Raw genomic sequence first — 25,019 nt, 5'->3', positions numbered from 1 at the left:
GAGGCGGGGCGCTGGGTGGCGCGGCGCTAGGTGGCATGGCCGGATTCAAGCCGTCCGGACTCCAGCACTGCCATGGCCGCGTTGTGCCCGCCGATGGCGCTGACGGCACCCCCGCGCCGGGCGCCGGAGCCGCAGAGCAGGATCCGCGCGTCGTCCGTTGCGACGCCCCAGCGCTGCGCCGGGGTGTCGAGGGGCGCATCGTCCTCGACGAAGGGCCAGTCGAGGCCGCCGTGGAAGATGTTGCCGCGCGGCATGCCGACCGCCCGCTCAATGTCCAGGGTCGTCTTGGTTTCGATGCAGGGCCGTCCGTCGCGGCCGGTCAGCAGCAGCTCCTCGATGGGTTCGGCCAGGACCGAGTTCAGCGATTTCAGGACGGCCGCCTGCAGTTCCGTCCGGCGCTGCTCGTTGTTCTCCGCCGTGATCAGCCGGTCCGGAACGTGCAGGCCGAACACGGTGAGGGTCTGCGCCCCCGCGGCCTGCAGTTCCGCGGACAGGATGCTGGGATCGGTGAGGGAATGGCAGTAGATCTCGCAGGGCAGCGGGTCGGGGATGGAACCGTCCGCGGCGGCGAGGTAGGCGGCGTCGAGCTGCGACCAGGTCTCGTTGATGTGGAACGTCCCGCCGAACGCCGCTTCCGGGCTGACGCCCTGATCGAGCAGCCGGGGCAGGCGCTTCAGCAGCAGGTTCACCTTGACCTGGGCGCCCTCCCGGAGATGGTTCGGGTTCCGCGTGGCGGGCGTGGCTGCGCTGGCGGCGTCGGAGCTCCGCAGCCGGTCCAGCACCACCGGGGCCACGTTGGCGAGGACCCATGAAGCGGTGGCCGTGTGCTCTGCGCCGTCGTGGCGGTAGCTCACAACGCCTCCCGGGCGGATGGCAGTGACTTCCGCGGACGTCAGAATCGTCGTCCCGGCTTCGCGGGCGGCCCGTTCCAGTTCCCCGGAGACCGCGCCCATGCCGCCGACGGGCACGTCCCAGTCCCCGGTTCCGCCGCCGACCAGGTGGTACAGGAAGCAGATGTTCTGCTGCAGATCCTGGTCGCCGGCCCGGGCGAAGGTCCCGATCAGGGCGTCCGTGAGCACCACTCCGCGGATCACGTCGTGCTGGAGTTCCTGGGCGATGGTGTCCCCGATGGGGCGCTCGATCATGGCGTCCCACGACTCCTCCGCCCCGGCCCGGGCCGCGAGATTCCGCGCCTCGGAGCGGGTCGGCAGCGGCGAGGTCATGGTGGGCCAGAGGACTCCGGTGAGTTGGCGGCAGCCCGCGTAGAAACCGGTGAAGGCCTCGAATTCGCCGTCGGGCGCCCCGACCGCGGCAAAGGATGCTGCGGTGGCCGCGGTGTCCCCGTTGTCGATCAGCAGGGCCTTGCCGGCGTTGCGCGGGTCGGGCGTGTACGACGAATACCGGCGCCGCGCCAGCCGGATGTCCAGGTCCAGGTCGTCAATGACTTGCTGCGGGAGGAGGCTCACGAGGTAGGAATACCGCGAGAGGCGAGCGTCGACGCCGTCGAACGCCCGGGCGGACACGGCGGCGCCGCCGGGATGCTCAAGCTTCTCCAGCAGGAGGACCTGCCGGCCGGCTTTGGACAGGTACGCGGCCGCGGCCAGGCCGTTGTGGCCGCCGCCAACGATGATCGCGTCAAACGCGTTGGTGCTCGACATGGGCCTATCCTCCCACCCGGGCCGCCGGGAAGGCGCCCGGTGTCCGGCACCCGGACGTGGCGCGGAGGCGGTCCCGCGGTGCCCGGGTACGCAAAAGGCCCCGGTCCGGGGACCGGGGCCAAACGCGGAGACGGGGGGATTTGAACCCCCGGTGGAGTTGTGCCCCACACTTCATTAGCAGTGAAGCCCATTCGGCCGCTCTGGCACGTCTCCAATTGCTATGAACTAGCCAACCAAGGATACGCAGAAGGGGCCATGCAGTGCAAAACGAGCATCGCGGGGTCATTTCGCGCCCGTGTTGGGCCCGCGCATGGGCCCGAAGTGACCCCGCGTTGCCCTGCGCGGGTGGGGAGACCCGGGCAGGGAGCGGGGGGTCAGGCGCCCCGGCCGGCCAGGGCGCGCCACAGGAAGTGCTGGCTGCGGCTCTGCAGGGCCGCAGCCTGGCGGTTGTCGGAGGCCCCGGCGTGGCCGCCTTCCAACGCCTCGTGGAACCAGACGTTGGGGATGCCCATCGCCTGCATGCGGGCGGCCATCTTGCGGGCCTGCACTGGCCCGACGCGGTCATCGGACGTCGCCGTCCAGATGAACGTCTCCGGGTAGTCCACGCCGTCCCGGAGCAGGTGGTACGGCGAGAACGTCCTGATGAACTCCCACTGTTCGGGCACGTCGGGGTCGCCGTATTCGGCGATCCAGGAGTGGCCGGCGGAGAGCTTGGTGTAGCGGCGCATGTCCAGCAGCGGGACCCCGCAGGACACGGCGCCGAAGAGCTCCGGGTAGCGGGTGAGCATGTTCCCCACCAGCAGGCCGCCGTTGGAGCCGCCCACGCAGCCGAGCCGCTCGCGGGACGTCACGCCGCGGGAGATCAGGTCCGCCGCCACGGCCGCGAAATCCTCGTAGGCCCGGTGCCGCTTCTCCTGCAGGGCCGCACGGTGCCACGCGGGGCCGTATTCGCCGCCGCCGCGGATGTTGGCCACAACGTAGACCCCGCCGCGGGTGTGTGGGGCATCCCCCTGCTGCCCGGCTGATTCGCCGGTGCGGCGTTCCAGCCACGCCCGCCCGATCGCGCCGCTGTAGGCCGGGGTCCGCGAGATCTCGAAGCCGCCGTAGCCGGAGAGCTGGGTGGGGTTCTGGCCGTCCAGCACGAGATCCTTCGAGGCCACCTGGAAATACGGCACCCGGGTGCCGTCCTTGGACACGGCAAAGTGCTGCTGGACCGCATAGGCCGCTTCATTGAAGAACGACGGCGAGGACCGGACCACCTCGTGGGTGCTGTCCACGCCGCCCCGGGCGGCACGCTTCAGGGTGCCGCGGGTGAGGGTGCTGGGCGTGGTGAAACCGGTGGCCACGAGCCAGAAGTCGTTCCCTGCACCGGGGGCCTCGCCCTCGGACACCGGTGCGGCGCCGTCGGTCCCGTCGTCGTCCGAGTCCTCAACGGTGTCCTCGTCGTCCACGGCGTAGGCCGTGACGTCGTGCAGCGGCGGGCAGGCGTCCAGCACGGTGGAGGCCCAGGCAGTGTCCGTTCCGGGCTGCAACGGATCGAGGACCCGGATCTCCGAGGAGACGTCGCGCAGCAGGTTCAGCAGCAGGAAGTCCCGGGTCCAGCTCCAGGACTGCAGGGAGGTGTGCTCATCCGGGGCGAACAGCACGGACAGCTCCCGGCAGCCGGCCAGGAAGTCCTCGAAGCCGGCGGCGAGCAGGGACCCGGCCGGGTAGTTCGTTCCGGCGACGGTCCAGTCCTTCTGCGGCCGGAACAGCAGCCAGCCGCGGTGCGCGCTGAGGTTCACATCCGTCGGGACATCGATCTGCACCCACTGCCCGTCGCGCAGCACCGCAGTTGTCCGCTCGAAGAAGCTGAGCCAGTCCACGGCAAAGGTCCGCTCGAAGCCCGGGGTGGAGTCGTGCGCCACGAGCGCCATCATGTGGTCTTCCGGGATGTCGAACAGCCGCTCCGCCGTGGTCAGGGACCCGCCGCGGCGCAACTTGACGCCGGTCCGGGCGTAGGAGGAGGTAGTGCTGGGCAGGCCCCCGGCCGTGGAGGAGACCAGCAGGGTGTCGGCGTCGAGCCAGGAGGCGTTGCCTTTCGCTGTCGGCAGGTCAAAGCCGCCGGCCGCGGGGTCCACGAAGCTGCGGGATTCAACGTCGAACTCGCGGTAACGGTTCGCGTCGCCGCCGTCGGGGGAGAGCGCCAGCAGGGCCCGACGGTAGGGTTCGCCCTCGGCGGGGCGCAGGAAATTGGCGCCGTGGAAGACCCACTCCTCGCCTTCAGCGGCGGCCAGTGCGTCCACATCCAGCAGGAGGTCCCACTCGGGTGATCCGCCGCGGTAGCTGTCCCAGCTGGTCCGGCGCCACAGGCCCTTGGGGTTCTCCCGGTCCTTCCAGAAGTTGTAGTACCACTCGCCGTGCTTGCCCACCATCGCGATCCTGTCGGTGGAGTCCAGCACCTCAAGAATGCTGTCCTCCAGCGCGGTGTACTCCGGGCCCTCGAGCAATTCCTCGGTGCGGGCGTTCTGTTCGCGGACCCAGGCGAGCGGTTCCTCGCCGTAGATCTCCTCAAGCCAGATGTTCTCGTCGACGGGTTCGGGTGCCGTTCCCGCGGCGGCGGGCGCGGTGTCCGCGGCGGGAGGGCCGGGCGCCGGAGGGGGAGCAGCTGGGGAGGTGGTCATTTTTCCATCCAAGCAACATCAGCGTGCCGGTAGCAAGTCACACCGGCCGTGCTGAACGGGCGGCGGGTGCGCCGGTCCGGTCCGGGCAGCGGGACGGTAGCGGATACGCTGGATGCCGTGGGCATATCGCAGAGCATCCGGACGGCAGTGATCGGCGCCGGTCCCCGGGGCACGAGCGTGCTGGAACGGCTGCTGGCCAACTGGGCGCCGGCGGGCCCGGACGCCACCCTGCACGTTGATGTCATTGATCCCTATCCGGCCGGGCCGGGGCACGTCTGGCAGCCCGGACAGTCCCGGCTCTACCTGATGAACACGCAGTCGTTCTACCCCACGGTCATCCCCGAGGACCCGGACCTTGCCCCGCCGCTGGCCGGCCACACGTTCGACCGCTGGCGTGAACTGCAGCGGGCCCGGCCCCATTCCTCCCTTACCGCCGAGGAGCGGGCCGAACTTTCCGGGCTGGGCTCCGCCGACTTCCCCAGCCGGGCGCTGTACGGGCGCTACCTCCGCTCCACCCTGGAAGAGCTGCTCTCCCGGCTTCCCGCCGGCGCCACGGTGTCTTTCCACGCCACGACGGCGACGGCGGTCCGCCACGCCGCCGCCCCCGGGGCCGGGTGTGACGACGGCCGGGTGAGGTTCGACGTCGGACTGGCCGACGGCGCGGTCCTCACCGTCGATTCCGTGGTGCTGGCCCTCGGCCACCTCGAATCACGGCTCAACCCTGAACAGCGCGGGCTCCAGGCGGCGGCGGAGGAATTCGGGCTGCTGTACCTGCCTCCGGCTGCTCCGGCCGACGTCGACTGGTCGCTGGTGCCGGCCGTCAAGCCGGTGCTGGTGCGCGGCATGGGACTGAACTTCTTTGATGCCATGGGCCAGCTGACCGAAGGCCGCGGCGGACGGTTCCTGTCCGGCCAGGACGGCCGGCTCAGCTACCTTCCCTCCGGCCGTGAACCCCTCATCATCGCCGCTTCCCGGCGCGGCACCCCGTACCGGGCCAAGGCGAGCCTCGCCGGCTATTACCCCGAAGCGGTGACGCTGAGGTACTGCACCGAAAGCGCCGTGGCGAAATTTGCGGAAGCTGGTATCCGGCCCGCCTTTGACCACGATCTCTGGCCCCTCCTGCACCGGGACGCGCTCTGGGCCTACTACTCCACGCTTGCGCGCTCGCAGCCGGCCGCGATCCTGACGGAGCCCAAGGAGTTCCTGAAGGCGCTGGAGCAAGCCCTGCGCCCGCACGCGCACTCCACCGCGAAATGGGAAGAGCTGGTGGACTCCGTCCTGGACGTGCACGTCCGGGCCGCCCACCGGCTGAACCTGCTGGGGCTTGCGGCTCCGCTGGCCGGGCGGTCGTTCGACTCCCGGGCGGAACTCGACGCCGCCGTCGTCGACTATCTGCTCGACGACGCCCGGCGCTCCGCGCTGGGGGAGAACGACCCGGTGAAGATGACCATCGGCGCCCTGCACCACGGCCGCGCGGTGCTGAAGACGGCGGTCGCGGACGGCGGCATCACCGATGAGTCGTGGGTCGCCGGGCTCCGCGGCTGGTTCGAATCGTTTGTGGAAGGCCTCGCCAGCGGGCCTCCCGCGGTGCGCGCCGAACAGCTCGCCGCCCTGGTCAGTGCCGGCGTCGTGCGGTTCGTCGGGCCGGACCCGAAGTTCGGGGTGGACCGCAAAGCAGGGACGTTCATGGCGGTGTCGCCCTGGGTGGGGAACGGCCCCGACGACGACGGCGGCGACGTCGTGACTGCCGTGGCCATGGTGGAGGCGCTGGCACCGGCCAACAAGGTGGCGGTCAACGACTCGCCCCTGCTGGAGCAGCTGCTGGCCGAAGGCCTGGTCCGCCCCCGGATCATGATGACGGTCGAGGGGGCTCCGGTGCCGACGTCCGGGCTGGACGTGGCACCGCACCCCTACCGGCCGCTGGGCGCGAACGGCTCGGTGACCGAAGGCCTGTATGTACTGGGGCTGCAGTTGTCCGCCGTGCAGTGGGGCACCGCCATCGCGGCCGAGGCCCGGCCGAAGAGCGGACCCGTGTACCGCAGCGGCCAGCGCACACTTTGGGACGCCGACGAGATCGCCCGGGCCATCCTCGGGCAGTAGCCGGGCCGAGCCGGCGCGCCCCCAACAATGAGCATGCCCTCCGGCCGTTTCCACGAAAAATGAGCATGCCCTCCGTCCGGGCTGAGCAATGGACATATGGGCTATATGTCCATTGCTGCAGCCCGGGGGAGGGCATGCTCACTGGTGCAGGACTATGCGGTCAGCCCTTGAGGCACTGGCGGTAGGCGGACATGGCTTTGCCGTAGTTCGCCTGGCCCACGATGTCCGCGGGCCGCTGCGGCTTGACCGGAGCGGTGCACTTCGGCGGGACCGGAACGCTGGCCGCGACCAGGACGCCCGCCTTCACCACGGTGCCGGATTCGGCGGCGGTGAGCACCAGGGTGCCCGCGCCTGCCGCGGCGCCGGCCGGAACCTTCACGTCCACCGTGGCGGCGCCGGCGGAGACCGGAACCGTTCCGAGCGCCGTGACCGTGCCGTTCGCGTCGGTGAACTCGGCGCGCAGCGAGGTGTTCACCGGGCTGCCCAGCGACGTGAGATCCAGCTTGGAGACCGCCAGGGTGATGGCCTCCCCGCCCTTGACCTCGGCGGCCGTGGTGTTGACCACGACGACGGAGCGGCGCGCGAAGTCCGGTGAGACCGGGTTGTGCGCCTGCAGGTACTTGATCCACGCGTCGCGGTCCACGAGCCCGGAGTCCTTGGTGCCGGTGCCGGACGTGAAGATGCGGAAGTTGTCGCCGCCCGTTGCCAGGAAGCTGAACGTCCCGATCCGGTAGGACTTCGCCGGATCGATCAGCACGCCGTTGACCCGGATCGAGGTGACCCGGTCACCGGCGGCGCGGGCGGCGTCGTACGTGTAGTTGACGTTCTTGGACAGGCCCAGTTGCTGGTAGGCGCGGCTGGGAACCGTGCCGTCCGGGTTGGTCTGCCACTGCTGCTCCAGCAGGGTCTTGAACTGCTCGCCGGTGAGCGAGGTGGTCCACAGGTTGTTCACGAACGGCAGGACCGCGTTGGCCTCGGCGTAGGTGATGGTCCCGTCCGGAGCGTAGTACAGCTCGTTGCGCAGCCCGCCCGGGTTGACGACGCCGATCTCGGCCCCGCCGAGGTCCGGGGTCTGGAGCGAGTCAAGCAGGGAATCCGCGACGAGGTTGCCCAGGGTGGACTCGCTGCCACGGTCATCCCGTGACGCCGGTGTGGTGGTGGTGGCAGGGGTGAACGCGGTGGTGATATCCGCCGTCACCGAGCCGACCGGCTGGTTGCCGACCACTGCCGCGTCGGCGACGGCCTTGTCAACGATGGTCTTGACGGCGGCGACCCGCGGGTACGCGGCCACAAGGTCGGCTGCCGGCTGGTCAGCGGAGGTGGTGCGCTTGACGTTGCCGGCCTTGTAGCTGGTCACCGACATGGTCTTGGTGTCGATGGTCAGCTGGATCTGGCCGATGTACTCGCCGTAGTTTCCGGTCTGGACGATCGGGCGGGTTTTGCCCTGAACGCCGGGGACCGGGGCATCCCAGGAGTACTGCTTGTGGGTGTGGCCGTTGAAGATGGCCGCAACGTCCGGGGTAACCCCGGTGACCATCTTGGCGAAGGGGCCGCCGGCGGCGACTTCCTGCGCCAGGGTGGAACCTTCGGGCGTGCCGGAACCGGCGCCGTCGTGGTTCTCCACGATGATCACGTCGGCGAGTTTGTCCGCCTTGATCTTCGCGGCCACCCGGTTGATGGCGTCGACGGCGTCACCGAACTCGAGGTCGGCGATGCCTGCGGGGGTGACCAGCGAGGGAACTTCCTGCGTGACGGTTCCGATCACGGCGACCTTGACGCCGTTCAGGTCGAGCACGGAGTACTCCGGCAGGGCCGGCTCGGTGGTGCCCTTCTTGTAGACGTTGGCGCCCAGGTACGGGTACTTGGCGTTGCTGCCGCCCGCGATGACACGGTCGCGCAGGTCGGCCCAGCCGGCGTCGAACTCGTGGTTGCCCACTGCCGAGGTGCGCAGGTCTAGGGCGTTCAGCACATCGATGGTCGGCTGGTCCTTGGCCACGGCCGAGGCGAACAGCGAGGCGCCGATGTTGTCGCCCGAGGAGAGGAATGCCGTGGCGCCGGGGGCAGCCGCGGCCCGCAGCTTCTCGATGGTCCCCGCGAAGAACACGGTGTTGGAATCGATGCGGCCGTGGAAGTCATTGATGCCGAGGAGGTTCAGCTCAACGCTGGCGGGGGTGGACGGCAGGTTCAGGCCCACCACTACCGGATCGTGGTCGCTCGCCCGGAACTGGTCCGGAGCGTAGTAGTCGGTCACGTTGTTGTTGTACCGGCTGTACTCCAGGGCGACGGACTCCACGGAGTTGATGTTCCAGATGTCGGCGCCGGTGACGATGGCGTTGGCACCCGCTGAGGCGAGGATGTGGTCCAGCGAACCCACGAGGCCGCCGAACAGGTAGGAATGCTTGGCGGACCCGTCTGCGTTCGTGGCCTTCTCATCCTGGTTGACGTACCCGGCGCCCGTGAGGACGTTGATCGGGTCCTCCTTGGCGTAGGAGTTGAAGTCACCGATCAGGAAGACCTTGTCGGTGCCTTTGGATTTCTGCAGTTCGTCCGAGAATGCCAGCAGCGACTGGGCCTGGGCCGTGCGGGCGAGGTTCGAGGCGCCCTGGCCCTTGTCGGTGTCGTCCGGCGTGGCGGCTGAGCCCTTGGACTTGAAGTGGTTGGCGATCGCGATGAACTTCTTGTCATCGGAGGCGCCGACCGGCTTGAAGACCTGTGCCAGCGGCTTGCGGGCTGTTGCGAAGGCCACAGTGTCGTTGTGGATGATGGATTCGCCCACCGGCTCTGCTGCGGCCTTCTTGAAGATGAAGGCGGTGCGGATCATGTCCTCGTCAGCCACCGGGGGTGCGTTGGCGGGCGTGCGGACGTAGTCCCAGATCCCCGGCGTGGCGATGTTGAGATTGTCGACCAGCTTGGCCAGGGCATCGTCACGGTTCTTACCGAACTGTGCCGAGTTCTCGACCTCCATCAGGGTCACGACGTCGGCGCCGGACTTGGAAATGGCGGCGACGATCTTGTCCTGCTGGCGCTGGAGGTTGGCGGCGTTGGCCGCGCCGCGGGCGTCGCAGCCGCCGCGGACGGTGATCGGGTTGCCGTCACGGTCCGTGTAGTAGGTGCATCCGGTGAGCTGGTCGCCGGTGGTGGGGAAGTAGTTGAGCACGTTGAACGAGGCGATCTTGAGATTGCCTCCGACGGCCGCCGGAGCGTCCGTGCGGGTGGTGGCGCCAAAGCTTGCCGGCTGGACCGTGTCCGCGTTTGCGGGGGTCAGCTGGGTCAGCGGCTGGAACTTCCAGGAGTTGTTGGTGTAGCTGAGCACAACGTTGGTCTTGAAGTTCACCGGTTCGCCGACACGGACGTGTTCCCCGGCGGTCAGGTACGGCAATTCCAGGGCCTTGCTGGCGGCGTCCTTGAGGAAGTTGGTGGTGGCGCCGTCGTCGAGTTTGATGCCGCGGGCGGCATTGGCGGCGACGGTGGCGGTGTACTCGGCCGAGCCGAACGGCGCGACGGCGGTGGGCTGCTCCAGTGGGGTGGTGCCTCCGGCCAGGCCGATTTCGCCGTACTGGTTCAGCGAGAAGTTGTCAGCGACGGTCAGAGGTCCCTGCGGGGTCAGCAGCATGCCTTCGAGGGATTCGCGGAAGGCTTCCCCGGCCGGGAGCGCAAAGCCGGTGGCCTTGACCTCGGGGGCGGCCTCGGTGAGCTTCTTGAGGTCCGCCGCGGCGGCAACACTTACCTGCGTCATGCCGAAGTATTCGCTGACGGCGCCGGTCACCTCGACGTAGTCGCCGATCTGGACGGAACCGGCCGTAGCGGCCGAGAAGACGAAGATGGCGTCCGACGCCGGGTGGTTGGCCGGCGTCAGATCGCCGCCGGTGCCGGGGGTCTGGATGTAGTAGCCGGCGAAGCCGCCGGTGGGGAACGTCGCGGTGACCTTGCCGCGCGTCGTGACCGAGGTCCCCACGAGCGGGCTCGCCGCGCCGCTGCCCTGGATCTCGGCGATGGTTTTGGCTGCCGGGGGAGTGCCGGGGCCCGGATCGACCGGAGGATCGACGGGCGCGGCTGCCCCGTTGGCTGCCTTGGGGGTGGCCGTGGCGTTCAGGGTGAAGTCGGCGGAGTTGTTGTTGCTGTCAACGCCGTTGGTGCGGTTCAGGCTCTTGACGTCGGTGTTGCTCGCCGGCGCGGTGGCTGCTTGGGTTTCGTAGGTGTTGGAGGTCCCGTAGCCGAGCAGATCGGCAACGTTGGCGGGCTCGATGACCGAGCCGGAGGCCAGCGGGTTGATTGCCGTCGCCTGCCTGGCCAGCACGATGGTGCCGGTGGTGCCGCTGGGCGCGAATTTGCTGCCTGCATCCAGATCCGCGGCAGGCAGTTCCGGCGCCGTCGACGTCGTGGGATTGTTGCCGGTTGCCTTGATCAGGTAGAAGCTCTTGGCGGCAATGCTGCCGGTCAGCGGGACGACGTTTCTGGGAATGCCGGTACCTGTCGCGGAACGGTACTGGAGTGACCAGCCGTCCAGCGGGACCGGCGCGTCGGAGGTGTTGTACAGCTCGACGAACTTGCTCTTGTAGGCGGCTCCCGCGCTGCCGCCGCTGAGGTATGCCTCGTTGATGATGACCGGCGAGGTGCCGGCCGCTGCCGGGGAGACCTCCACGGCGAACGCCGGCACAGCGGCCAGCGGGGCTGCGATGAGCCCCGCCGACAGCGCTGTGCCCAGCGCGGTTTTCCAAGGTATGTGTTTCATCCGCTCTAACTCTCATTAGGTGCCCGGTAGGGCTGGTGGAATGTGTCCGGGCGATGCCCGCGGACCGGCCGGTCTTTACTCCTGGTCAAGTAATGCCCGGCACATCAAAACAGGGGTGAATGAACACAGCGTGTCTGGCATGTGCATTCGGCGAGACGTCCCCCAGCGGAACGCGTCACAGCCGGCACGGGGCCACCAACGGTGCTCCCCAGCGACGGAGTTGGTGTTGCTCCCGACCTGAGCCGGGTGGACCTTGCAGGGCCACTCGGGACCGGCATGCCAAAAAGAATACCGGCCAGTAGCCCACGTGGCAGTGGCTGGCCGGTATTTCCCAGAGCAGTTTTGCGCAAGGATTCCTGAAGTTTTTCCTCAGCTTTCCCGGAGGTCAGCGGCGGGGCTCAGTTGCCCTGTGCCGGGGCGTCAGCGCCCTGCTGTGCGGTCTCCGCAATGATCTTGAACATCGCCCCGGTGGGGTCAGTGAGCGTGGCAAGCCGTCCGAACGGCGTATCGGCGGGCCCGTCGATCACCGTGGCGCCCAGGGACACGGCCTTCTCAGCGGAGGCGTCCGCGTCCTGAACGGCGAAGTAGACCTGCCAGTGGGAAGGGGCCTCGGCGGGGAGATAGCCCGAGGCATCCATGATTCCTGCCTTGGCGGCGTCGCCCGCGCCCAGCGTGGTGTAGCGGAAGTCGGGGGTGTCACTCATGACCTCGGTGTCCCAGCCAAAAACGTCCTCGTAAAACTTGACCGCGGTGGCATAGTCCTTGGTGTGGAGCTCGTGCCACGCCGGCGTTCCGGCTTCGGCGGCGAGTTCGTAGCCCTTCATCTCACCGGGCTGCCAGATGCCGACGGCCGCGCCGGTGGCGTCGCCGATCATGGCCATGCTTCCTTGCTCGGGCACGTCCATAGGTTCCAGGTAGACCTGGCCGCCATGCTCCGCCGCGATCTTGACCGTCGTCCTGGCGTCATCCGTGCGCAGGTAGGTGGACCACACGTCCGGGAAGTTCGACTGGCTTTCCTGTTTCTGCATCATTCCGGCCACGGACCTGCCGTTCTTCCGGGCCGTAATGTAGCCGCCGTATTTTTCCTGGTCGCCCGTCTCGAAGGTCCAGCCAAAAAGTTCGCCATAGAACGCCTTGGCCTTTTCGGGGTCGGAGGTCATCAGATCGATCCAGCACGGCGCTCCGTTGGTGTGTTGGGGTGTTGGCATGGTGGGCTCCTGCTCTGTGCTGCGGCCATTGTGCTGCCGCCGGGCCGCCGGATTCTTATGGGAGGTGAAGACACAGTGAGACTATTCCGGCGCACCGACGGTTTCAATGGTTTCCGGTCGCCTGGCCCCGGGGCGGGCCCCGCGGTCCCCACAGCAGTCCCCGATCGGGTCCTTCGGCGCCGGGGGTGCAGATCAGGGCGCATTCGCGCCGCGCATCCGCCCTGATCTGCACGCCGGCGGCCATTTGTACACGCACAGCTCTTTTTACCGCCCAGGCCCAAGCCCGGGCATCGCCCAAGCCGCACACGCCGCCCGCGGCCGCGCCAACGGCGCACGGCAGGCCGGGCCGCCACGCAAAAATGCCCCTGCTTTCGCGGCAAGCGCTGAAGCAGGGGCATTATTCGCGGAAGGTAAGAGATTCGAACTCTTGGTACGGGGTTACCGCACACTGGTTTTCAAGACCAGCTCCATCGGCCGCTCGGACAACCTTCCTTACGGAGTAGTGTTTCATAGGCGGTCGGCAGCAACAAAAACGCGGTGTGCCCGCTGCCGGGGGAACTCCTCCGCCTACTCTGGAAGACTGGAAGAATGGGCTTCGGGTGTGGGGTGCCACGGTGCATCCCTGCAAGGAGTCTGCAACAAGTCTGCAAGAAGTTAGTTACGAACCGGGAGTTCTCCATGAAGGCTGTCTATATCTCAAAGCCGGGCGGACCCGAGGCCCTGGAGGTCCGCGAGGTCCCGTCCCCGGTGCCCGGAGCCGGCGAGGTGCTGATCGACGTCGTCGCCGCGGGGCTCAACCGGGCGGACGTCCAGCAGCGCAAGGGCTACTACCCGCCCCCGCCCGGCGCCTCGGAGATCCCCGGGCTGGAAGTCTCCGGCCGTATCGCAGGCTTCGGTCCCGGCGTAGCCAAGCCGTTCTCCGTGGGCGACAAGGTGGTCGCCCTGCTGGCCGGCGGCGGCTATGCCGAACAGGTGGCCGTTCCGGCGGGACAGGTCCTGAGGGTTCCGGACGGCGTCGACCTCGTCACTGCCGCGTCCCTGCCGGAAGTTGCGGCCACGGTGTACTCCAACCTGATCATGACCGCGCAACTGCAGCCGGGCGAGACCGTGCTCATCCACGGGGCAACCGGCGGCATCGGCACGATGGCCATCCAGCTCGCGAAGGCCTTCGGAGCCGTGGTGGCCGCCACGGCGGGCAGCGCGGAAAAAGTCGGCACCGCCAAGGCGTTCCTTGGCGCGGACATCGCGATCAACTACGCCGAGGAAGACTTCCCGGAGAGCCTGCGCGCGCAGAACGGCGGCAAAGGCGCGGACGTCATTCTCGACGTCGTCGGGGCCAAGTACCTCACCCAGAACGTGGACGCGCTGGCCGACTACGGGCGGCTGGTGGTGATCGGCCTGCAGGGTGGCGCGAAAGGTGAACTGGACCTCGGCAAGCTGCTGAGCAAGCGTGCCGCGATCATTGCCACGGCGCTGCGCCCGCGGCCCGTGGAGGAGAAGGCCGTGATCATGGATGCGGTCCGCGAGGCGGTCTGGCCGCTACTCAGCGATGGCCGGATCCGCCCGCTCGTGGCAAAGACCTTCCCGCTGGAGCAGGTCAGCGCCGCGCACCGGTACTTCGACAGCGGCGACCATGTGGGGAAAATCCTGCTGGTTATGTAGCACACATATTCCAGTTCTGGTATATCCGAATTGCTTCGGAATACCGAATCACTGTAGTGTAATTCCATACGCGGTATACACGCGTCTTGGGGCGCGTGTATGCTGTCGTCCCGCTACCCTCCGGGAGCATAATGTCCATCCGTCACAGCCTCCTCGCACTCCTGCAGGACCGGCCACGCTATGGCTACCAGCTCAGGATCGAATTCGAAGATCGCACCGGATCCTCTTGGCCCCTCAATATCGGGCAGGTCTACACCACCCTCGATCGCCTGGAACGCGACGGCCTTGTCACCAAGGACGGTGCCGACGGCGAGGGGCACGTGGTTTACAGCATCACCCCCGAGGGCAGCGCTGAAGTCCGCCACTGGTTTACCTCTCCGGTGCCGCGGACCCGCCCTCCGCGGAATGAACTGGCTATCAAGCTCGCCCTGGGTCTCACGCTTCCCGGTGTGGACGTCGGCGCCGCCATCCACGCCCAGCGCGCCGTCTCCATCCGGGCCCTGCAGGACTACACCAAGGCGCGCAGGGATACGGCGTCCCAGTACCGTTCCGCGGACACCGCCCGGCTGCTGGTCCTGGATTCCCTGATCTTCCAGACCGAAGCCGAGGTGCGGTGGCTGGACCTCTGTGAGGCCCGGCTCATGCAGCTGGCCGGCCCGCCCGCCTGAACCCCTCATGCCGGCTACCCGCAAGTAACACCCGCCGGTAACCATTCCGCCGTTCGGCGCGTGTGGCCGACCGCTCGTCGACTCCACCGGCTCGTTTGGCGCAAAGCCATACCCAAGATTCGCCACCGTTGGTAGGGTGCCTTGGGGCACATCTGTCGAGTGGATTTGCCCGGTTGGGGTTTCTCAAGGAGGAGACATGGGCACAATGCCAGATGGCACGCCAAAAAACTTAGTAGTCGATGACGGCATCACGCCGGATCCGGCTCTGCCGCCCACATCCGTGGACGTCTCCGTGATCGAAGCCGAAGAGCGTACATGGACGCCGGCCAAGATTGCGCTTTGGGTGGCGATCTCCCTGCTGGGCGCCGTGGCATGGTTCATGCTTGCGATTGTCCGCGGTGAAACGGTCAACGCCATCTGGTTCGTGTTCGCCGCGGTCTGCACCTACCTGATCGGCTACCGCTTCTACTCCAAGGTCATCGAGCGCTACGTGCTCAAGCCGAACGACCGCCGGGCCACGCCCGCGGAGTACAAAGCTGACGGCAAGGACTACGTCCGCACGGACCGCAACGTCCTGTTCGGCCACCACTTCGCCGCCATCGCCGGCGCCGGCCCCCTGGTGGGCCCGATCCTCGCCGCCCAGATGGGCTACCTCCCGGGCACCATCTGGATCATCTTCGGCGTCGTGTTCGCCGGAGCCGTCCAGGACTACGTCGTGTTGTTCTTCTCGATGCGGCGCGGCGGACGCTCCCTGGGCCAGATGGCCCGCGAGGAACTCGGCGTCATCGGCGGCACCGCCGCCCTGGTCGCCACCCTGCTGATCATGGTGATCATCGTCGCCATCCTGGCCCTCGTCGTCGTCAACGCCCTGGCCGAAAGCCCGTGGGGCGTCTTCTCCGTCGGCATGACCATCCCGATCGCCCTCTTCATGGGCATCTACCTGCGCTTCATCCGCCCCGGCAAGATCATGGAAGTTTCCCTCATCGGGTTCGTGCTGCTGATGGCCGCCATCATCGGCGGCGGCGCCGTTGCCGCCACTGACTGGGGCCATGCCTTCTTCACGCTGGACAAGGTCACCATCGCGTGGGCGCTCATCATCTACGGCTTCATCGCCGCGATTCTGCCGGTCTGGCTCCTGCTGGCCCCGCGTGACTACCTCTCCACCTTCATGAAGATCGGCGTCATCGCGATGCTGGCCGTGGCAGTCATTGTGGTCCGCCCGGAAATCTCCGTCCCGGCCTTCAGCGAATTCGCCAGCCGCGATAATGGGCCCGTCTTCCCGGGCGCGGTGTTCCCGTTCCTCTTTGTCACAATCGCCTGTGGTGCGCTTTCGGGATTCCACGCCCTGATCGCCTCCGGCACCACGCCGAAGCTGATCGAGAAGGAACGCCAGACCCGCTTCATCGGGTACGGCGGAATGCTGATGGAGTCCTTCGTGGCAATCATGGCCCTCGTCGCGGCGATCTCCATTGACCGCGGGCTCTACTTCGCGATGAACTCCCCGGCCGCACTCACCGGCGGCACCGTGGAAACGGCGGCCGCCTGGGTCAACAGCCTGGGATTGTCCGGCGTGAACATCAGCCCCAACATGCTTGCCGAGACGGCCGCCAATGTCGGGGAGACCAGCATTATCTCCCGCACCGGCGGAGCGCCGACCCTCGCCGTGGGTCTTGCCCACATCATGCAGCAGTTCATCGGCGGCACCGCCATGATGGCCTTCTGGTACCACTTCGCCATCATGTTCGAGGCCCTGTTCATCCTCACCGCGGTCGACGCCGGCACCCGGGTTGCGCGCTTCATGCTGCAGGACTCGATCGGCAACTTCATCCCGAAATTCAAGGAACACTCCTGGCGTCCCGGCGCGTGGCTTGCCACCGCCGTGATGGTCGCGGCCTGGGGCGCGGTGCTGATCATGGGCGTCACGGACCCGCTGGGCGGCATCAACACGCTGTTCCCGCTCTTCGGTATCGCCAACCAGCTGCTGGCAGCCATCGCGCTGTCCGTCTGCCTGGCCATCGCGGCCAAGAGGGGCTCCTTCAAGTACCTCTGGATCGTGGCGGTCCCGATGGCCTTCGCGGCCGTCGTGACTATCACTGCCAGCTACCAGAAGATCTTCTCCTCCACTCCGGCGGTCGGCTACTTCGCCAACAACGCGGCCTTCTCCAAGGCACTCGCGGACGGCAAGACCTCCTTCGGCACGGCGAAGACCGTCCCGGCCATGGAAGCCGTGATCCGCAACACCGCGATCCAGGGCTGGCTCTCGGTCATCTTCGTGGTGCTCAGCATCATCGTCATCGTGGCGGCGCTTATCGCCACCTACAAGGCGTTCCGCCACACCAAGGCAGGTGTGATCAACACCGACAACGAGGATCCGGCCCTGCCGTCCCGTGTCTTCGCGCCGGCTGGACCAGCGCCCACTCCGGCAGAGCGTGAGCTCCTGGCGAAGTGGAACCAACTGCCGGCGGACCAGCGGACCGCCAAGGCCACCCACTAGTAATGCGGAGGCACAGATGAACGCTGTAGTGGCAGGCTTCCGGGGATTCACCCGGTACCTGGGCGGTGTGATGGGTGCGGATGCGTACGCAAAGTACCTGGCACACCATGCTGAAGCCGGTCACGGTTCCGCACCGATGACCGAAAAGGAATTCTGGCGGGACCAGACTGACCGCCAGGAAGCCAACCCGCAGGGCCGTTGCTGCTGATCGGTTTCGCCTGATCAGCGTTGCCGCGGCCGGAGGGCGCCGCCGGGCACATTAGTGCTCGACGGCGCCCTCCGCCGTCGTTGTATGTCATCCGATCCGCGCCGACTACTGAGCCGCGCGGCGTTACCCGCGGAATGGCCCGGTGCGCGGCTCCGGGCTCGTGAGAGTATGAAGCCATGAGCGATCCACATGACACTCAGCCCGCCGTCGACTTCCCGCTCGAAGGCACCACCCTGAACTCGCCGCCGGCCGGCGACGGCAGGCAGGCGGCGCCGGGTGGCCAACCCGCAGCCACCGCCGGCGCGCGGGCCAAATCCAGCCAGCTCCAGGACCTTGTTGACGAACCCGCGAAGGTGATGCGGATCGGCACCATGATGAAGCAGCTCCTGGACGAAGTGAAATCCGCACCCCTTGACGAGGCTGCGCGGGTCCGGCTGGCCGAAATCCATGAACGCTCGATCAAGGAGCTGGAGGACGGCCTGGCGCCGGAACTGGTCGAGGAGCTGGAGCGGATCACCCTTCCCTTCCCCGAGGACGGAACCCCGTCGGACGCGGAGCTGCGGATCGCCCAGGCCCAGCTGGTGGGCTGGCTGGAGGGCCTCTTCCACGGAATTCAGACCGCCCTTGCAGCCCAGCAAGCCGCCCGGCAGCACGCCGCCGCGCAGGCACAGCTCCGCCAGTTGCCGCCCGGAACGATGATCGCCCCCGGCGTGATCATCGGCGAGAACGGCGAGCCCCAGCGCGCCGCTGCGCCCCGACCCGGTGCGGATCCCTCGCAGCCTCCCCAACCCGCCGACCCGGACCACGGTCCCGGCCAGTACCTGTAAGGCAACGTTGGGATTTTTCAGCTCCGCCCGGCAGGGACGCAAAGACGACGCCGAACTCGGCAAAGGCCTCTGGCGGCGTGCCTACGACCGCTTCACCCGGGGCCTCGACCGCTACCACCAGATCCTCGAGGGGGTGGAGGACGAGGCCCTCTATGCCGAGCTCCTTGAGATCGCCAACGAGCTGTCCGCGCTCTCCGGGCGGGTCCGGCAGGTCTGCGTGGAAGCCCAGCGGCGCGCACCCAGCGAGGGACTCGACATTCCGGGGAGCCTTGCCGGAGTCCACCGCGCGCTGTCGACGGCCGGCAATTCCCTGGCGACCACGGCCGAAGCAGCCGCGATGCTCCGGCTCGCTCTCGGCCCCGCCCCGGCCGGCGCCGAGTCGGTGCGGCGCCGTGCCGCCTCGGTGCTGGAGCAGGTCAACGACGCCGAGCGCCGGCTTGCCGAGGCGGCCGGCACGGACTGATGGGCCACGCCTGCCGCCGCCGTCCACCGGTATTCCCGGTTAAGCGCCTAGCTTAGCTGCCCCCGATTCGCTGGCGGTCCGGCCCGTGCGTTGGCAGGATGGCCAGATGACTTTTTCACCGGTACTGACTTTCAATGACGGCAACACCATTCCCCAGCTTGGCTACGGAGTGTGGCAGGTTGAAGACGACGTCGCCGAGAAGGTGGTCGTCCAGGCTTTCGAGGCCGGCTTCCGCCACATCGACACCGCCAAGATCTACGGCAACGAGGCAGGCGTCGGCCGGGCGATCAAGCGCTCAGGGCTCCAGCCCGAGGAAATCTTCATCACCACCAAGCTGTGGAACGCGGACCAGGGTTACGACTCGACGCTGAAGGCCTTTGAGGAGTCCATGGAGCGTTTGGGCCTGGAAACCCTGGACATGTACCTGATCCACTGGATGCAGCCCAAGCAAGACAAGTACGTGGACACCTGGAAGGCTCTGATCGAGCTGCAGAAGCAGGGCCGCGTGAAGACCATCGGCGTCTCCAACTTCACCAAGGAAGGGCTGCAGCGCCTGATCGATGAGACCGGCGTCGTACCGGCCATCAACCAGATCGAACTGCACCCGTTCTTCAACCAGGCAGCGTTGCGCGAATTCAACGCCTCCAAGGGCATCCTCACCGAAGCATGGTCTCCGCTTGGCCAGGGCGGCGAGCTGCTCGAGAGCCCGGTCATCGGCCAGATCGCGGCAAAGCACAACGCCACCCCGGCGCAGGTTGTCATCGCCTGGCACCTGGCCATCGGCAACGTGGTCATCCCCAAGTCCGTCACCGAGGCCCGCATCCGGGAGAACTACGCCGCGCTGGATGTCAGCCTGGATGAGACCGATGTGCAGGCCATCAACGGCCTGGACAACTCAGCGGAGGGCGCCGGCCGCATCGGCGCCGACCCGGCAGTCTCCGACTTCGCTTAGGCCCGAGCCGGAGCAACTGCCGGCGGCCTAGCGAGCAGCAGGGCCTTCATCCGAAACGGGTGGGGGCCTTTCTGCTGTCCGGAGATGTTAGCCCTCCGGGCTAGGCGGCCTTCCGGCTTTCCTGCACTGGTACCGCGTCGATGATGGCCCAGGCTTGCTCGTCAGCGACCCGGCGGCTGGCGAAGCGTTCGGCGTCGGAGACGTCGTCGAAGGTCTCGGTGCGGATCCGGCCACAGTCGGTGTCCAGGTAGGTGACTTCAAAGTACTGGTTGGTGTCCATGATTTAAGTGTGCGGCCGGCCTCCGACACTATGAGGCCATCACTCCGGCGTGTTGCCAAGCCGCAGCACCCGTTCCCGGGCCAGGTCCTCGGTGCGGCGGGCCCTGTCCGCAGCCCGTGCGGCCTGTTGCGCCTGGGCAGTGGCCAGTTCACGCCATTTTCTGGCGGCCTTCAGTTCCTGCTCGCGCCGGGCCAGCTGCTCCCGCAACTCCCGGACGGTCTCGGAAAGCTCCGTGGTCAGGGCGGTGGTCGAGGCCAGCTCCTCCTCATGCTTTCGGGCGTCCGCTGCGGCTGCCTTGGCGGCCTCCTCCGCATCCCTGAGCGCTGCCCGGGCCCGTTCCAGCGCGGACGGTGTGGACCTCCGCGGCTCCTGCCGGACAGCCCGCAGACGGGGCTGCTCCGGCTCCTCCCGGGGTACCGTCCCGGTCCGGGGAGTTGTCCCGGTCCGGGCAGAGCCCCCGGCCCGGGCAGACTGCACGGGCGAGCCGGGCGGGGAAACCGCTGGCGCCGACGCGGCGGGCTCCAGCCCGGGAAGCGCAACGGCACCGGCAAGATCCACCACGTCGACGCCGTCGGCGGACAGCCCCCGGAGCAGGCGCCCGGACTGCACGGCAGCCGCGGCCCCCGCATCCGCTGTTGCCGCCCGCAGCGTCGCTTCCACTTCCGCCGCGATCGCGCCGCTGATCTTCCGGCCCTGCTGCTCGGCCACCTCCCGTGCTGCCTTGACCGCGCTGCCCAGGAGCTGGCGCCGTTCCTGTCCCAACCGGCGGAGCTCCGCGGCGTCGAGGGAGGACTGCGCGGCGCGCATGGACTGCCCCAGCCCGGCGAGTTCCCGGAGTGTCTCCGGCCGGAGGCGGGCGAGCATGTTCACCGTCCACGCCGCCACGGACGGCTTGGGCAGGGAACGGACCTCGGCGGCGCGGGACGGCCGTCCTCCAGCGGCGGCGGCGTCCTTGGCGGCAGCAGTCCGGGCGGCGACAAAATCATCGAACGGGAGGGCATAGAGTCGCGCCGCAACATCCGCCAGCGACTGCTCTCCCATGCAAGAATCATAGAAGCCCGGCCCCGGCGGAGACGCCGCCGCCGGGCAGTTACCCCGGAGAAAAGGGCACCATGATCGAAATAGCTGGGCTGCCGGCCCACATCCTGCTTATCCACGCCGTCGTCGTACTGGCGCCGATCGCCGGCCTCGCCGCGATCGTATATGCCGCGGCGCCACGCTTGCGCAGCTACCTGGCCTGGCCGCTGGGAGGGCTGTCCCTGGGGCTGGTACCGGTGTCCCTGCTCACAGCGCAGGCGGGGGAGCAGCTCCAGAAGGCCCGCCCTGCCTCCGCCCTGATCCATGAACATGCGGAACAGGGCGACGTGCTCAAGGCCGTTTCCGTGGTGTTCTTTGTGGTCATCGCGGCGACGCTGATCGTGAGCTATGAGCCCATCGGTCGGCGGTTCGCCTTCCTGGGGCACCTGCGGACCAACCGCGCCGTCCGGATAGCCCTTCTGGCCGTTGCGGCGGCAGCCGGGGCCTTCTTCGTCTACCAGAGCATCATCACCGGCCATTCCGGCGCTGCTTCCGTCTGGGCCCGTTGACCGGACCGCCACGCGGCGACGGACCCTGCGGCACCCCGCAGAGGCCAGCCAATCCGTGGTCCGGCGCCGCCGCGGGCGGACCCGGTGCCCTCCCATGGCACCTGCGCCGCGCCACGGAGGCCCTGCACACGCTCGACGTCAACCCGGACACCGGTCTGGATTCGGACGAGGCGGACCGGCGGCTCGAACTCCACGGCGCCAATGAACTCCGCTCCGCACCGCCTGTGCCGCTGTGGCGGAAAATCCTGCGGCAGTTCCAGGACCCGCTGATCTACCTGCTGCTGGCCGCCATCGTCATCTCGGTTCTGGCCTGGGCGGTGGAGGGTGCTGCCGGCATACCGGTTGACGCCCTGGTGATTGCGGCCGTGGTCCTGTTCAACGGCGTCCTCGGCTTCGTCCAGGAGAACAAAGCCGAAAGCGCCGTCGCCGCGCTGCGGCTGATGACGGCAGCGAACTCCGTGGTGCTGCGGGACGGCGAACTCAAGACGGTTCCGTCCGCAGGGTTGGTGCCGGGTGACATCCTGGTCCTCAACGAGGGTGAGTCCGTCGGTGCCGATGCCCGCCTGATCACGGCAAGTTCCCTGGGGGTTGCCGAGTCCTCCCTCACCGGTGAAAGTGCGCCCGTCTTCAAGGACCCCAGCACCCTGAGCGGCATTGTCCCGCTCGGCGACCGGCTGAACATGGTCTTCAAGGGGACGGCCGTGGCCCGGGGCGTGGGCCGCGCCGTGGTCACCGGAACCGCGATGGACACGGAGGTCGGCGCTATCGCGGGAATGCTGGCCGCCGTCGAGGCGGCGCCTACCCCGCTGCAGCGCGAAATCGCGGGCGTCAGCAAGCTGCTCGGCATCACGGTGATCGGGATCGCCGTGGCGGTGATGGCCACGATTATCGTGGTCAACGGCGTGTCCTCGCTGAGCGGGCTCGTCGCCGTTCTGCTGCTGGGCGTCTCGCTCGCGGTGGCGGCTGTTCCCGAGGGGCTGCCTGCCATCCTGTCCGTGGTGCTCGCCATCGGCGTCCAGAATATGGCCAAACGCAAGGCCGTCGTCAAGGAGCTGCACTCGGTGGAAACCCTCGGCTCCGCCTCGGTCATCGCTTCGGACAAGACCGGAACGCTCACGCGCAACGAGATGACCATCTGCAGGATCGCCACCGCCTCCGGCCGGGTCGAGCTCACCGGTGTCGGCTACCGGCCGGAGGGCGGCGTGCTCCGAGACGGCCAGGAAGTGCGGGATCCGGCCCTGCTCCAGGAAGCACGCATGGTGCTGGCCGGCGGTTCCTTCGCCAACAACGCGCAACTTCGGGAGCGCGACGGCGAATGGGAGATCCAGGGCGACCCTACGGAAGCGGCGTTCCTCGTCGCCGCCAGGAAGCTGGACGGCGTCACGGACCGCGTCGGGGAGTTCGAACGGCACGGCGAAATCCCGTTCACTTCGGAGCGGAAACTGATGTCCGCGCTGGCCCACCACCGGGAGGGTGGCACCCTGTCCCTGGTCACGAAGGGCGCTCCGGACGTCCTGCTGGAACGCTGCACCGGCCTGCAGCTCGGCGGGGAGGTCGTACCGCTGGACGCCGGCCGCCGCGCCCGGGCGCTGGGCGACGTCGAGGAACTCTCGGCCCAGGCCTTCCGCACCCTGGGGGTGGCCTACCGCCAGTACACCGACGCGGACCGCCACGAAGCGGACGTGCTCGATGAGGAAGATGAGAGCACGCTCGTGTACATCGGCGTCGTCGGAATCCTGGACCCGGCCCGGGCCGAGGCGGCACCCGCGGTGGCTGAGGCCCGGCGGGCCGGCATCCGCGTGGTGATGATCACCGGGGATCACCCGCTCAGCGCGGCGCGGATCGCCGCCGACCTGGGGATCTCCGGGCCGGGGGAACGGGCAGTCACGGGCGCCGAACTGGATGAACTGGACGAGGACGGCCTGCGCGCGCTCACCCTGAACACCTCGGTGTATGCGCGGGTGGCGCCGCAGAACAAACTGCAGATCATCACCGCCCTGCAGGCCCAGGGCAACGTCGTGGCAATGACCGGCGACGGCGTCAACGACGCGCCGGCGCTGAAGACGGCGGACATCGGCATCGCCATGGGGGTCACCGGCACCGAAGTCACGAAGGAAGCCTCGAACATGATCCTGGGCGATGACAACTTCGCCACGATCGTCTCGGCGGTGCACCAGGGCCGGGTCATCTTCGAGAACATCGAGAAATTCCTGCGCTACCTGCTGTCCTCGAACATGGGCGAGGTCTTTACGGTGTTCCTCGGCGTCGTGTTCGCCGGCGCCATGGGCCTGGCCGGGGCGAGCGCCGGTGAGGTCGCGGTACCGCTGCTGGCCACCCAGATCCTGTGGATCAATCTCGTGACCGACTCCGGTCCCGCTCTCGCGATGGGCGTTGACCCGGAAACTGACGACGTCATGGCACGCGGGCCCCGAAAACGCAGCGACCGCATCCTTGGCCGGCGGATGTGGCTGGGCATCCTGAGCATCGGCCTGGTCATGGGCGTCGCGTCGCTGCTGACCATCGACATCTTCCTGCCGGGCGGGCTGGTCCCGGGCGGCACCGAGCCACTCGACGTCGCACGGACCGCCGGTTTCACCACACTCGTGTTCGCCCAGCTGTTCAACGCCTTCAACTCCCGTTCGGAAACGACGACGGCCTTCCGCCGGCTCTTCGTGAACAAATGGCTCTGGGGATCCGTGCTCCTGGCCACGGTGCTTCAAGTAGCTGTCGTCGAGCTGCCGTTCCTGCAGCGGGCCTTCGGGACCGCGTCCCTGGACCCTGGTCAGTGGGCCGTCTGCGTTGCTATGGCCTCGACCGTCCTGTGGTTCGACGAGCTCCGCAAGGCCGCCCTCCGGCTGGTCGGACGGCGCCGGAACGCGGGCGCGCCGATGACGGGCGCCGGGTCCCGGCGCTAAGGCTGCCGCACGGCGCTGCGGGTACTGCGGAGCGCCACAACCAGCACCACAAACGCGACCAGCTGCAGGACCGCCACTGCCGCGATCAACAGGGGGCGGGTGCCATAAAGGACGCCGTAAAGTGCCCCGCCCGCTAGCGCGCCCGCCCCTTCGAAAGCGGCGAAGACACCGTACGCCGTCCCCTGGCGCCGGGCCGGCACCAGATCCGCGACCAGCGCCTTGACGGTCGAATCCTGGATGCCCACGGCGGTACCCCAGACGAGGACCCCGGAAAACGCCAGTCCGGCCGCCGGCGCCAGGGCCAGGACCGGGACGGCAGCGGTCAGCAGGGGAAGCGCGAGGAGCACCCGGGCGCCGGAACGGTCGTAGAGGACGCCGGTGGCGAGCGCGCCCAGGGCCGCCGCCGCCATCGCGCCGGCGTACAGCAGCGGGACGACGGCCACCGGAACGGCCGCCGTCGTCGTGAGGTGGTAGGAAATGACGCCGAAGGCAACCAGCCCGGCGCTCCAGAAGAACGCCGCGACAGCGAACAGGGCAAAGCTCCCCGTCAGCAACGACGCCGGACGGCCGGCGTCGCCCGGCGGTCCCGGTTCCACAGCGGCC

Annotated in this window: 17 protein-coding genes and 2 tRNA genes; 10 read left to right on the top strand and 9 right to left on the bottom strand. The window is 68.2% G+C overall.

Annotated elements, in window-relative coordinates; translation table 11 throughout:
- Nucleotides 1-26: 26 nt before the first annotated feature.
- From BJQ90_RS15195 to BJQ90_RS15185, 3 genes are all read right to left on the bottom strand, one after another.
- Nucleotides 27-1,658, bottom strand: a complete 1,632-nt coding sequence (locus tag BJQ90_RS15195) for a phytoene desaturase family protein (protein ID WP_226761071.1) — start codon at nt 1,656-1,658, stop codon at nt 27-29.
- Nucleotides 1,659-1,783: 125 nt separating this feature from the next.
- Nucleotides 1,784-1,871 (bottom strand) — tRNA-Ser (locus tag BJQ90_RS15190).
- Between the two features lie 161 nt (nt 1,872-2,032).
- Complete coding sequence (locus tag BJQ90_RS15185; RefSeq protein WP_226761070.1) at nt 2,033-4,321, bottom strand: prolyl oligopeptidase family serine peptidase; 2,289 nt, start codon at nt 4,319-4,321, stop codon at nt 2,033-2,035.
- Between the two features lie 117 nt (nt 4,322-4,438).
- Here BJQ90_RS15185 and BJQ90_RS15180 point away from each other — a divergent pair, with 117 nt between their 5' ends.
- Nucleotides 4,439-6,421 carry an FAD/NAD(P)-binding protein gene (locus BJQ90_RS15180; RefSeq protein WP_226761069.1) on the top strand — a complete coding sequence of 661 codons (1,983 nt, stop codon included), beginning with the start codon at nt 4,439-4,441 and terminating at the stop codon, nt 6,419-6,421.
- 160 nt (nt 6,422-6,581) lie between these two features.
- Here the strand turns inward: BJQ90_RS15180 and BJQ90_RS15175 are convergent, their stop codons facing one another.
- The 3 genes from BJQ90_RS15175 to BJQ90_RS15165 all read right to left on the bottom strand — a co-directional run bounded on the left by BJQ90_RS15175 (nt 6,582) and on the right by BJQ90_RS15165 (nt 12,853).
- Nucleotides 6,582-11,153: an ExeM/NucH family extracellular endonuclease gene (locus BJQ90_RS15175; protein WP_226761068.1), complete on the bottom strand. Its 4,572-nt coding sequence runs from the start codon at nt 11,151-11,153 to the stop codon at nt 6,582-6,584.
- Nucleotides 11,154-11,551: 398 nt separating this feature from the next.
- Nucleotides 11,552-12,361 (bottom strand): VOC family protein, encoded by an 810-nt coding sequence (locus BJQ90_RS15170; protein ID WP_226761067.1) that lies wholly within the window; start codon nt 12,359-12,361, stop codon nt 11,552-11,554.
- A 404-nt stretch (nt 12,362-12,765) separates the two neighbouring features.
- Nucleotides 12,766-12,853: transfer RNA gene (locus BJQ90_RS15165), tRNA-Ser, on the bottom strand.
- A gap of 186 nt (nt 12,854-13,039) precedes the next feature.
- Between BJQ90_RS15165 and BJQ90_RS15160 the strand changes: the two genes are divergently transcribed.
- From BJQ90_RS15160 to BJQ90_RS15130, 7 genes are all read left to right on the top strand, one after another.
- Nucleotides 13,040-14,023, top strand: coding sequence for an NAD(P)H-quinone oxidoreductase (locus tag BJQ90_RS15160; RefSeq protein ID WP_226761066.1), 984 nt, complete (start codon nt 13,040-13,042; stop codon nt 14,021-14,023).
- Nucleotides 14,024-14,154: 131 nt separating this feature from the next.
- A complete protein-coding gene (locus BJQ90_RS15155) occupies nt 14,155-14,691 on the top strand; it encodes a PadR family transcriptional regulator (RefSeq protein WP_226761065.1) in 537 nt (178 codons plus the stop codon).
- 196 nt (nt 14,692-14,887) lie between these two features.
- The gene (locus tag BJQ90_RS15150; RefSeq protein ID WP_413463695.1) at nt 14,888-17,185 is read left to right on the top strand and encodes a carbon starvation CstA family protein; all 2,298 of its coding nucleotides are present in this window, start codon (nt 14,888-14,890) and stop codon (nt 17,183-17,185) included.
- A gap of 16 nt (nt 17,186-17,201) precedes the next feature.
- On the top strand, nt 17,202-17,393 hold the full coding sequence (locus BJQ90_RS15145; RefSeq protein ID WP_226761064.1) for a YbdD/YjiX family protein: 192 nt from the start codon (nt 17,202-17,204) through the stop codon (nt 17,391-17,393).
- Nucleotides 17,394-17,569: 176 nt separating this feature from the next.
- Entirely contained in the window at nt 17,570-18,220 is a 651-nt protein-coding gene (locus BJQ90_RS15140) for a bacterial proteasome activator family protein (protein WP_226761063.1), read from the top strand.
- 7 nt (nt 18,221-18,227) lie between these two features.
- The gene (locus BJQ90_RS15135; RefSeq protein WP_226761062.1) at nt 18,228-18,683 is read left to right on the top strand and encodes a hypothetical protein; all 456 of its coding nucleotides are present in this window, start codon (nt 18,228-18,230) and stop codon (nt 18,681-18,683) included.
- A 106-nt stretch (nt 18,684-18,789) separates the two neighbouring features.
- The gene (locus BJQ90_RS15130; protein WP_226761061.1) at nt 18,790-19,635 is read left to right on the top strand and encodes an aldo/keto reductase; all 846 of its coding nucleotides are present in this window, start codon (nt 18,790-18,792) and stop codon (nt 19,633-19,635) included.
- A gap of 100 nt (nt 19,636-19,735) precedes the next feature.
- Here the strand turns inward: BJQ90_RS15130 and BJQ90_RS15125 are convergent, their stop codons facing one another.
- Nucleotides 19,736-19,915: a hypothetical protein gene (locus BJQ90_RS15125; RefSeq protein WP_226761060.1), complete on the bottom strand. Its 180-nt coding sequence runs from the start codon at nt 19,913-19,915 to the stop codon at nt 19,736-19,738.
- A 39-nt stretch (nt 19,916-19,954) separates the two neighbouring features.
- The gene (locus BJQ90_RS15120; RefSeq protein WP_226761059.1) at nt 19,955-20,956 is read right to left on the bottom strand and encodes a hypothetical protein; all 1,002 of its coding nucleotides are present in this window, start codon (nt 20,954-20,956) and stop codon (nt 19,955-19,957) included.
- 71 nt (nt 20,957-21,027) lie between these two features.
- Between BJQ90_RS15120 and BJQ90_RS15115 the strand changes: the two genes are divergently transcribed.
- On the top strand, nt 21,028-21,501 hold the full coding sequence (locus tag BJQ90_RS15115; RefSeq protein ID WP_226761058.1) for a hypothetical protein: 474 nt from the start codon (nt 21,028-21,030) through the stop codon (nt 21,499-21,501).
- Nucleotides 21,498-24,416: a cation-translocating P-type ATPase gene (locus BJQ90_RS15110; protein ID WP_413463694.1), complete on the top strand. Its 2,919-nt coding sequence runs from the start codon at nt 21,498-21,500 to the stop codon at nt 24,414-24,416. Before BJQ90_RS15115 ends, BJQ90_RS15110 begins: the two co-directional genes overlap by 4 nt.
- Here BJQ90_RS15110 and BJQ90_RS15105 read toward each other — a convergent pair.
- The coding region (locus BJQ90_RS15105) for an MFS transporter (RefSeq protein WP_226761057.1) at nt 24,413-25,019 on the bottom strand (607 nt) is incomplete at its 5' end. The two genes, BJQ90_RS15110 and BJQ90_RS15105, sit on opposite strands and share 4 nt — an antisense overlap.

The organism is Arthrobacter sp. SO3, assembly GCF_020532825.1.
Lineage (GTDB): Bacteria > Actinomycetota > Actinomycetes > Actinomycetales > Micrococcaceae > Arthrobacter.
This window is presented reverse-complemented; position numbering and strand designations above follow the sequence as displayed.